This window comes from Stappia albiluteola (assembly GCF_014050225.1).
Taxonomy (GTDB): Bacteria; Pseudomonadota; Alphaproteobacteria; order Rhizobiales; family Stappiaceae; genus Hongsoonwoonella; species Hongsoonwoonella albiluteola.
Genome location: NZ_JACFXV010000041.1, coordinates 1 through 10,132, shown reverse-complemented (window position 1 = coordinate 10,132; position 10,132 = coordinate 1). Strand labels below are relative to the sequence as shown.

5 protein-coding genes are annotated in these 10,132 nt (G+C 65.2%); 3 read left to right on the top strand and 2 right to left on the bottom strand.

Annotated features, from left to right (window positions below):
- Positions 1-46: 46 nt before the first annotated feature.
- The 3 genes from H2509_RS04120 (at position 47) to H2509_RS04110 (ending at position 4,529) form a co-directional block, all read left to right on the top strand.
- Positions 47-1,051, top strand: a complete 1,005-nt coding sequence (locus H2509_RS04120; RefSeq protein WP_182162602.1) for an IS30 family transposase — start codon at positions 47-49, stop codon at positions 1,049-1,051.
- Positions 1,052-1,453: 402 nt separating this feature from the next.
- Positions 1,454-3,217, top strand: a complete 1,764-nt coding sequence (locus H2509_RS04115; protein WP_182162600.1) for a type I secretion system permease/ATPase — start codon at positions 1,454-1,456, stop codon at positions 3,215-3,217.
- Entirely contained in the window at positions 3,204-4,529 is a 1,326-nt protein-coding gene (locus H2509_RS04110) for an HlyD family type I secretion periplasmic adaptor subunit (RefSeq protein WP_182162598.1), read from the top strand. Before H2509_RS04115 ends, H2509_RS04110 begins: the two co-directional genes overlap by 14 nt.
- 203 nt (positions 4,530-4,732) lie before the next feature.
- Here H2509_RS04110 and H2509_RS04105 read toward each other — a convergent pair whose 3' ends face one another.
- Positions 4,733-7,210 carry a cadherin-like domain-containing protein gene (locus H2509_RS04105; protein WP_182162596.1) on the bottom strand — a complete coding sequence of 826 codons (2,478 nt, stop codon included), beginning with the start codon at positions 7,208-7,210 and terminating at the stop codon, positions 4,733-4,735.
- A gap of 630 nt (positions 7,211-7,840) precedes the next feature.
- The coding region (locus tag H2509_RS04100) for a cadherin-like domain-containing protein (RefSeq protein ID WP_182162594.1) at positions 7,841-10,132 on the bottom strand (2,292 nt) is incomplete at its 5' end.

Below are 10,132 nucleotides of genomic sequence, written 5' to 3'. Positions count from 1 at the left end.
GCTGAATTCACGAAACAAGTGCAACACCTGCTAAGGTGTTGCCGCGATGGGACAAAGTTACGATCAGTTGAGCCTGCGGGAGCGGGTAAAGATAGAGCTGTGGCACCGGGAAGGGCGCTCGCTGCGCTGGATCGGACGGCAACTGGGTCGTTCGGCTGCCACGATCAGCCGCGAGTTGCGGCGCAATGCCAGGCCGACCAAGCAGTGGTGCGGCAGCTATGACGGGGAACGGGCGCACGGACTGGCCCTCCGGCGCCGGCGCTGGGATGCCCGCTACAAGCTGGCACGCCAGCCGGCGCTGCGCGACATGGTCAGGCAACGCCTTGCGATGGGACAGTCACCCGAACAGATCGCCGGCCGGCTGGCGCGCGAGCACGGTGGCACGCTCATCAGCCATGAGTCCATCTACCGCTTCGTTTATCACCGCTCGGCGCAAAAGGATTACTGGCACCGCCTACTGCCGCGCGCCAAGAACCGCAGGGGCCGCCTGGGCCTGCGCGGCGGCTCGTCCGTCAGCTTCATCAAGCTGCGCCGCCCGCTGGCCCAACGTCCCGCCGAGGCCGACGACAGGGCCACGCCGGGCCACTGGGAGGCCGACCTCATGGCCTTTTCCCGCTATGGCCAGTATGTGCTGGTCACCCATGAGCGCAGCTCGCGCATCCTCACCATCGATCGGCTGTCGCGAAAGACCGCGCGCGCCGTCGTCCAGGCCCTGGTTCAGCGCTTCGGTCCGCTGCCCCGCCTGTTGCGCCGGTCGCTCACCTTCGACAATGGCACGGAATTCGCCTTGCATTTCGAACTCACGGACAGGCTCGGCCTCGCCACCTTCTTCTGCGATCCGCACGCCCCCTGGCAGAAGGGTGGCATCGAGAATGCCATCGGCCGCATGCGCAAGATCTTGCCGCGCAAGTCGGATCTGGCAACCATCGATCAAGGCCAAATCCGACAGTTGGTCGAGCACTACAACAATACCCCGCGCAAATGCCTTGCCTTCAGGACGCCAAATGAGGTCTTCTCGGAACTCCTCAACCGTGTTGCACTTCAAACGTGAATCCACCTCCCCGCCTGCGCGGGGATGACACCGGAGTTTGGGGCAGGCCACATGGATACTCGGGTCAAGCCCGCGCATGACGAGCCGAGGGGCTACGGCAGAGAGGTGACCGCACACTCGGCCGTCATCCCGGGCGAGTGAGGCGCAGCCGAGCGATGGCCCCGGATCCGGAAATCTTCGCGGGCGGAGCTCGCCCGAAAGACAGGGGAACGGAGCCGGCCGCCGCGGCGGCGGCGGCGTCCGCCTGCGATGCCAAATCCACAACCTTGGGAAGCATATCTTAACCCGAACACCGGAATTTGAAGACGAATCAACGCTCACGCGGTGAATGCTGTCCCTGGTTGCGGGCCGGCTGCATTCCGCCTTGCGCATTTCATCGTCCATTCGTTTCAGGATTTCCGGATGAAGCTTCCCCAGTCGCAATCGCAACCCCTTGTATCGGGGGCGTTGTCGGCGTGCCGGTCGTCGTTTTGGGTGATCGGTGTTTTCAGCTTCGTGATCAATGTGCTGATGCTGACGGGTCCGCTGTTCATGCTGCAGGTCTACGACCGGGTTCTGGCGAGCCGCAGCGTGCCGACGCTGGTGGTTCTGGGCGGCCTGGTCGTGGGGCTCTATGCGTTTCAGGGCCTGCTGGAGGGGGTGCGTTCGCGCATGCTGACGCGGGTCGGCCAGCGGCTCGACGCCCGGCTGTCGAGGCCTAGCTTCGAGGCCGCCGTCGGCCGCTCGCTCAACCCCAGCCAGGCAATGCAGAAGGCGGAGCCGGTGCGCGACCTGGAGCTGCTGCGCGGCTTTCTGGCAAGCCCCGGCCCGGTGGCGATCTTCGACCTGCCCTGGATGCCGATCTATCTGGCGATGGTGTTCCTGCTGCACCCGCTGCTCGGCACCCTGTCGCTGGGCGCGGCGATCGTCATCAGCCTGCTGATCGGCGTGCAGGAATGGGTGTCGCGCAAGCCGACGGCCGCCCTTTCCCTCCAGTCGGCGCGCCGGCAGGCCATGGTGCAGGCCGGCCGCAGCAATGTCGAGGCGATCGCCGCCATGGGCATGCTGCCGGTGCTCGGCGACCGCTGGCGCCAGGATACGGCGGACTGGCTTTCGGCGCAGCGCAAGGCGGCCGACCAGTCGGCGCTGTTCGGCACCATCATCAAGACGCTGCGCTTCATGCTGCAATCGGCGCTGCTCGGCGTTGGCGCCTGGCTGGTGATCCGGAACGAGGCGTCCGGCGGCGTGATGATCGCCTCGTCGATCATCTCCTCGCGCGCGCTGGCGCCGGTGGAGCAGGCCGTCGCCCACTGGCGCCCGTTCCTGGCCGCCCGGCAGGCATTGTCGCGGCTGAGGGAGGTCCTCAAGGCGCCGGTCTCAACCGCACCTGCGACGGAGCTTCCCGCCCCGAAGGCAAGGCTGGAGGTGCAGCAGGCCGTGATCCGCCCGCCCGCCTCCATGGTCCCGACGGCGCAGGGCCTTGCCTTCTCGCTTGAGGCCGGCGACGGGCTCGGCGTCATCGGCCCCTCGGGCTCGGGCAAGTCGAGCCTTGCCCGCGCGCTGGTCGGCGTATGGCCGCTCGTCTCCGGCAAGATCCGCCTCGACGGTTCGGAACTTGGCCATTTCGACCGCGCGCTGCTTGGCCGCTCCATCGGCTACCTGCCGCAGGACGTGGAGCTGCTGGAAGGCACGATCGCCGAGAATATCGCCCGCTTCGATCCCGACCGCTCGTCGGAGGCCGTGCTCGCCGCCGCGAAGGCGGCCGACGTGCACGAGCTGATCATCCGCTTTCCGCAGGGCTACGACACGCCGGTCGGCGAGAACGGCGCCCGGCTGTCGGCCGGCCAGCGTCAGCGGGTGGCGCTGGCCCGCGCCCTTTACGGCAATCCGTTCCTGGTGGTGCTGGACGAGCCCAATTCCAATCTCGACGCGGAGGGCGAGGCGGCGCTGACCGCGGCGATCGCCGCCACGCGCAGGCAGGGCAGCATCGTCGTCGTCGTCGCGCACCGGCCAAGCGCCGTTGCCGCCGTCGACAAGCTGCTGTTCATGAAGGACGGCAGGCAGGCAAGCTTCGGCCCCAAGGAGCAGGTGCTTGCCGAGGTGACCGCGCAGGCCGGCGCGCCCCGCGGCCCGGCTGCCGACCCGCGCGCCATGGGCCTGAAGGTGGTGACCGATGCAAAGGGATGAGCCCGAGACTTCGCCCGAGGCTTCGGTAACGCGGAGCCTGACGCGCCATGCGGCGGTCGGCGGCCTTGCGGTGCTGCTGCTGACCGCCGGCGTCGGCGGCTACGCCGCGCTGGCCAGGATCGGCGGCGCGGTGATCGCTCCCGGCACCATCGTGGTGGAGACCAACACCAAGCGCGTCCAGCACCAGGAGGGCGGCATCGTCAAGGAGATCGCCGTGCGGGACGGCGACCAGGTGGCGGCCGGCGATCTTCTGGTCAGGCTCGACGACACGGTGGTCGACGCCAATCTGGCCATCGTGCGCAAGCAGATCGTCGAGCTTGCCGCCCGCGAGGCACGCCTCGTCGCCGAACGCGACGCGGTCGAGACGATCGCTTTCCCGGAGGATCTGGCCGCCCGCCGCCAGGAGGCGGAGATCGACGCCGTGCTTTCGGGCCAGGAGGCGCTGCGGGCGGCGCGGGCGGCGTCGCTCGCCGGCCGCATCGGCCAGCTTGAGGACCAGATCCGCCAGTTTGAGAAGCAGATCGAGGGCCTCGACGCGCAGCGCCTTGCCAAGGACGAGGAGATCGGGCTGATCGACGAGGAACTGGCCGGCCTTGTCCAGCTCTTCGACAAGGGCCTCGTGCCCGAGACCCGCATCACGGCGCTGAAGCGCGACCGGGCCCGGCTTGCCGGCGAGCGCGGCGGCTTCCTCGCCGAGGTGGCTCGCGCCGGCGAGGCGATCGGCGAGCGCCGGCTGCAGATCATCCAGCTCGGCGACGAGGCGCGCCAGTCGGTGCTTGAGGAACTGCAGCAGGTGCGCTCCGAACTCGCCCAGCTGGAGGAACAGCGGATCGCCGCCGAGGACCGCAAGCGCCGCGTCGACATCCGCGCGCCGCGCCAGGGCTACGTGCATCAGCTTGCCGTCCACACCATCGGCGGCGTCGTCGGTCCCGGCGAGACCCTGATGCTGGTCGTGCCGAAGGAAGACCTGCTCGTCATCGAGGCTCAGGTGGCGCCGACCGATATCGACCTGCTTTTTCCGGGCCAGGAGGCGGTCGTCCGCCTGCCGAGCTTCGACCAGCGCTCGACGCCGGAACTCGCCGCCAAGGTCGTCACCCTGTCGGCCGACCACGCCGTCGACCAGGCCACCAACCTCTCCTTCTACACCGCCCGCCTGGCGCTCGCCGACGGCGAGGAGGCAAAGCTCGGCGCCAAGCGCCTCGTGCCCGGCATGCCGGTCGAGACCTTCATCGCCACCAAGGAGCGCACCATCCTCTCCTATCTCGTCAAACCCCTCGTCGACCAGATAACCCACGCATTCAGGGAAGAGTGACGGAGGTCGGGGAGCCCACTCTCGGTGGTCATCCCGGCCCGCATGCGCGAACGCGCTTTGCGAGAGCCGGGACCCCAGACATGAGCCGCGCGAACGCGCGTCCGGATCCACCCGAAAGCCCTGCGATAAATCCCGACCGAATACGAAGCGGCCCGCGCTCCAGCCGAAGCGCGGGCCGTTCCCCTTTGTCAGTCCGCCGTCAATCAGACAAAGCGGAAATCGTCCTGACCGAAGATAGAGGGCTCGCCGCCGAAGGACGGCACACCGTCATCGACCAGCAGCGTATCGCCGGCATCGAGGCCGACGGCCTCGGCGAAATCGCTGCCGGCGGAACCATCCGCGAAGGCGTCATCGCCTGAGGCCCCCTCCGCATCGCCGTCTGCGTCGCCGCCGGCATCCGCGGCAAAGACGAACCGGTCTTCGCCGCCCGGCTGCGGGAATTCGCCGCCCCCGCTCGCCGGCCGCTGGATCGTCGCCGATGCCTCCGCGACAAGCTCGCCGTCCGAGACCTGGTAGGAAAGCACCGCCTCGTTTGTGAAGCCTTCGCCCGGCACATAGGTCCAGCTGCCGTCGCCATTGTCGGTCAGCGTGCCGTGATCGACCGAGAGATTGAGCACGCTGAGCGCGTCGCCCTCCGGATCGCTGGCATTGGCCAGCAGGTCCTCGGTCCGGATCACCAGGCCGCTGAGTTCGCTCAGCACCAGATCCACCGGAGCGGAGACCTCCGGCGCATCGTTCTCCGGCACCACCTCCACGGTAACGCTGACGGCTTCCGAGATGTTGTTCTCCGACGCGCCGTCATCGACCTGGAAGGTGATCGTGCGGGACGTGCCGGCACCGTTGCCGGTCGGGTTGTCGCCCGTATTCTGGTAGGTCACCGTCCGCAGCACCGCCTGGTAGTCGGCAAGCGAGGCTTCGCCAGAGAGGGTCAGCACGCCGGTTGCCGCGTCATAGCTGCCGGTGATGCCGGCCCGCGCGGTGAAGGACAGCACGTCCTCCACCGAGACCGTGCCCTCGATGGTCACCGTCGCGCCGACGAGCGTCTGGCTGTCGACATCGGCCACCTGCAGATTGTCGGCGATGGCGACCGGGTCGCCGTTTTCCGCGAAGACGAGCGGATCGGGGCGCGGGCTACCGTCCGCGTTGAAGACGCGCTGGTAGACGCCGTTGCCGTTGCCGTCCTGGCCAAGCGACGTCCAGGTCACCACGAAGCCGCCATCGTCGAGGGCCGCCACCTGCGGGTCGAACTGATTGCTCGCCGTGCTGTCATTGACGCGGAATTCGGCGCCGACCGGTGTGCCGTCAGCGTCGAAGACCTGCCCGTAGACGCCGTCGCCCGAGCCGTCCTGCAGCAGCGAGCGCCAGGTCACCACATAGCCGCCGTCGCTGAGACCGGTAACCGCCGGATCCAGCTCATTGCCCGACCAATGGGTGTTTGCCTGCTGCTCGCCGCCGACTTTCCCGCCCGCGGCGTCGTAGCGCTGCAGGAAGACACCGAAATTGTGACCGTCCTGCCCGAAGGAGCGCCACGCCACGACGAAGCCGCCATCGGCGAGCGACGACACCACGGCCTGTTCCTGGGCGCCGTGCGTATAGCTGTTGACCGCGAATTCCTCACCGGCGGGCCGCCCGCTCGCGTCGTAACGCTGGCCGAAGACGCCCGTGCCGTCGCCGTCCTGCGCCGAGGACGTCCAGACGATCACGAAACCGCCATCGGCGAGCGCGGTGACCGACGGACGGTCCTGGTCGGCGTCGAAATGGGTGTTGACCCGCCACTCGTCCTGCGTCGGCTTGCCGTCGGCGTCATAGGTGCGGGCATAGATGTCGATGCCCTGCCTGTTGTTCGACGGACCGCACCAGACCACCACGTGGCCGCCATCGGCGAGCCCGGCGACCACGGCTTCCTCCTGCGCGCCGATCGTCAGCTGGTTCACCACTTCCTGCGAGCCGACGGGACGGTCCTCCGCGTCGAAGCGCTGGTGGAAGATGCCGGACTGCGAGCCGTCGCCGGTCGACTGCCAGGTCACCACGTAGCCGCCGTCCTTGAGCGCGGCCACTTCCGGAAGACGCTGGCTGCCGGCGGTTGTCGTGTTGACGCGGAACTCGCCGCCCACCGTCTTGCCGGCGGCATCGTAGCGCTGCGCATAGATGCCGAAATCCGACCCGTCCTGCCCCCTGGAGGCCCAGGTGACGATCCAGCCGCCGTCGGCGAGGGTCGTCACGGCGGAGTCCTGCTGGTGGCTTGACGTAAAGGTGTTGACCGCCTCGTCGCCGATGAAGCCCGGCACGTTCAGCACCGGCGCGTCATTGACCGGCAGGACGTTCAGCGACGTGCTGCCCGTCACCGTTTCCCCGCCGGACAGGATGCGGAACTCGACGGTTCCCTCGCCGAAGAAGTCCTTGTGCGGGAAGAACGTCCAGGTGCCGTTGCCGTTGTTGTAGATCGTGCCGCAATTCACCGTGACGTCGATCACCGTCGCCCCGGCTTCCAGGCCAGGAACGAGCGCGCGGATCTGCGCGTCGGTGATGATCAGCGGCGTATCCTCGTTGGTGACGAAAGTCGCGCCGCCGGTCTCGGGCGGCAGCGTCTCGCCGCCCTTTGCGTCGCCGCCCGCATAGGTCGCGCCGCCGGCCGCTTCCGCCACGCCCGCGGCGGCCGCCGTCTGGGTTTCGAATGCCATGGATAAAGACTCCCTGTTGCCCTCACTTGGGTCGAGGGTCATCGCAACGCGCGCAATCTCGCATTGCATTAATTTATCAAGTTGAACTGCGAGAACTGGCGCTCCGGCAGCGCTCCTATTGACTGCCGGGAACATTTCTTCGCCATTTATTCAATATTGAGCGAATTTTTACTTCTGGGTTCGCTTGCTCCGTCGTTTCCCCGCTCACCCCCGCGCAGGCAGGTTGCACCGATCGCCCCCTTCCTTCGTATTACGCAGTTTCATCAGGGGCCGGGCGATTTCGCGCCCAAATCCTTAAGCGCTTCTTAACGCGCCGAAGTTGCAGAAATGGCGGATCCGCAACGTGAACTGTTCAATTAAGTCATTGATATATATACAGTTAACTATTTTCATTGGTCACGAAAATAAATCCTACATAAGGACGACTATCGCCGTGCACCGGCGTGCGACCGGCATCGCATCTCGTGCAATCTGTCATTGGGGACGGCGCGGCGGCGGTTTTCAGACCCGGCGATTCGGTTCGCTGGAAATACTTGAGAAAGACTTGTCTTCAGCTTTGGCGAAAAACAAAAAAAGAGCCGGCGAAGATACCCCCGCCGGCCCCGTTCGGTAGCTGTCTCTATCGGCCGCTTACGCGATGAAGCGGAAGTCGTCGGCGGTGAGCTGCCCGATCTCCACGCCCTTGAGCGTGAGCGAGGCGTCGCCGTCGAGATTGATCACCACGTCCTCCGCCACCTGCGCGGCACGGGAAAGCACGTCGTCGAAGCTCGCCAGTCCCAACCCGGCATCGAAGGCGACCGCATCGACAATGCCGTCACCCGCGACATCGCCGCCACCGGCAGCAAAGGCGTCGAGGACCTGCGCCCCCGCAGCCGCATCGAACTGGAAGATGTCAGCATCCCCGGCCGACGTCGCCGCGAAAGTCTCGCCCGGCACCGCATTGTCGCCCGACACGCCGATGACGTTCACATGCGCCGTGACGGTGTTGGAGGTTTGCGTTGCCCCCGTGCCGTCATCAACGGTGATCGAGATATCCCGCCCCGTGCCGGTCGGATCGTTGCTGGTGTTCCGGTAGCCGACCGAGCGCAGGGCTGCCTGATAAGCGGCAAGGCTCGCGGTGCCTGAGAGCGTCAGCAAACCCGTCTGCGCATCATAGGTGCCGCTGATGCCGTTCTGGTCGGTGAATGCCAATTCATCCTCACCGGCCACGAAATCATCGATTGTCACCGTCGCCCCGACAAGCGAAGCACTATCCACATCCGAAATCGTCAACTCGCCGGCAAAGGCCACCGCCTCCGAGCCTTCCACATAGCTCGGTCCGATGCGCTCGGTACCGTCGGCGTTGTAGATTTTCTGGAAGATGCCGTAGCCAGGTCTGCCTTCGCCATCTGAATCCCATGAGATCACAAAGCCACCATCAGACAAAGCGGCTACAGAGGGATTGTATTGCCGCCCTTCCGCATTGCTGTTCACTTGGAATTTAGCCCCTATGACAGCACCATTTGCATCGTAGAGCTGCCCGTAAATCCCATAGCTCGAACCTTCCTGATCGGATACCCATGTCACAATAAAACGACCATCCTGCAATGCTGTCACATCCGGATTCCGTTGGTCTCCGGTAACTTGGTCGTCGACACGGAACTCGGCACCAACCGGAACGCCATTTGCATTGAAGCGTTGGCCGTAGGCTCCGTAACTGGAACCGTCCTGTAAGTAGGACGACCAAGTCACAACGAAACCGCCATTCAACAAGGCCGTTACTGAGGGACCAGACTGAAAACTGGGTGTGTAAGTATTAATACGAAACTCTCCGCCGATTGCAATTCCGTTTGCGTTATAACGTTGGCCGTATATCCCGTAATCGGAACCATCTTGGCCACTAGACCCCCATGCGATGATGAATCCACCATTAGCCAGAGCCGCGACCGCCGAATAGAACTGGCTACCCGTTGTATAGATATTCACTTGAAATTCCGGCCCCAGTGCTGCACCACTTGCGGTATAGCGTTGGCCATATATCCCATAAAATGATCCATCCTGATCAGACGACCAAGTAACAATGAAGCCGCCATCCAGCAACCCGGCAACCGATGGGCGGCTCTGCTGAGACGCAACATAAGTGTTGATTCGGAACTCGGAACCAACGGTTGTTCCAGACGCGTTGAAACGTTGCCCGTAGACACCGTCAGCGGAACCATCTTGAAGATAAGATTCCCACGCTACGACAAAGCCGCCATCAGACAGTACTGCGACTGATGGAAATGCCTGTCTATCTGCTGTGTAAGTGTTAACTTGAAACACCGTACCGACTGCAGTGCCGTCTGCTTCGTAACGCTGGCCATATACTCCCCAATTCGATCCATCTTGATTCAATGAACCCCACGTCACCACAAACCCACCATCAGAAAATGCTGCAACCGACGGACGATCTTGTCGTCCATCGACATAAGTATTGACCTGCCTGTCGCCTCCCACGGGTGCTGGCAAACTCAATAACGGCGCCTCGTTGTTGACCACCACCACCTCGACGTTTGCGCTCGCCTGCGTCACGAGCTCCCCGTCGCTGACCTGGTAGGTCAGCGCGACATCGCCGTCGAAGCCGGCGGGCGGCGTAAACGTCCATGTGCCGTCGCCGTTGTTCACCAGCGTGCCGGAGGCGGCGGTCAGGTTCTGGACGGTCAGCGCATCGCCGTCCGGATCGGAGGCAAGGGCAAGAAGCTCGGCCTCGGAGATGATCAGCGGCGTGTCCTCGGCCGTTGCGAGCGAGACGTCGCCCGCCACCACCGGCGCGTCGTTGACGGCCGTGATGCCCACGGTGACGCTGACGGGGGCGGAGGCGGCGTTTTCCGCACCGCCGTCGTCGACGGTAAAGCTGATCGTGCGGGACAGGCCCTGCGCGCCCGCACTCGGATTGTCGCTGGT

What these genes read in the sequence shown, in the direction of transcription:
- H2509_RS04120 (WP_182162602.1), top strand. Translation starts at nt 47, where the DNA reads ATGGGACAAAGTTACGATCAGTTGAGCCTGCGGGAGCGGGTAAAGATA.
- H2509_RS04115 (WP_182162600.1), top strand. Translation starts at nt 1,454, where the DNA reads ATGAAGCTTCCCCAGTCGCAATCGCAACCCCTTGTATCGGGGGCGTTG.
- H2509_RS04110 (WP_182162598.1), top strand. Translation starts at nt 3,204, where the DNA reads ATGCAAAGGGATGAGCCCGAGACTTCGCCCGAGGCTTCGGTAACGCGG.
- H2509_RS04105 (WP_182162596.1), bottom strand. Translation starts at nt 7,210, where the DNA reads ATGGCATTCGAAACCCAGACGGCGGCCGCCGCGGGCGTGGCGGAAGCG.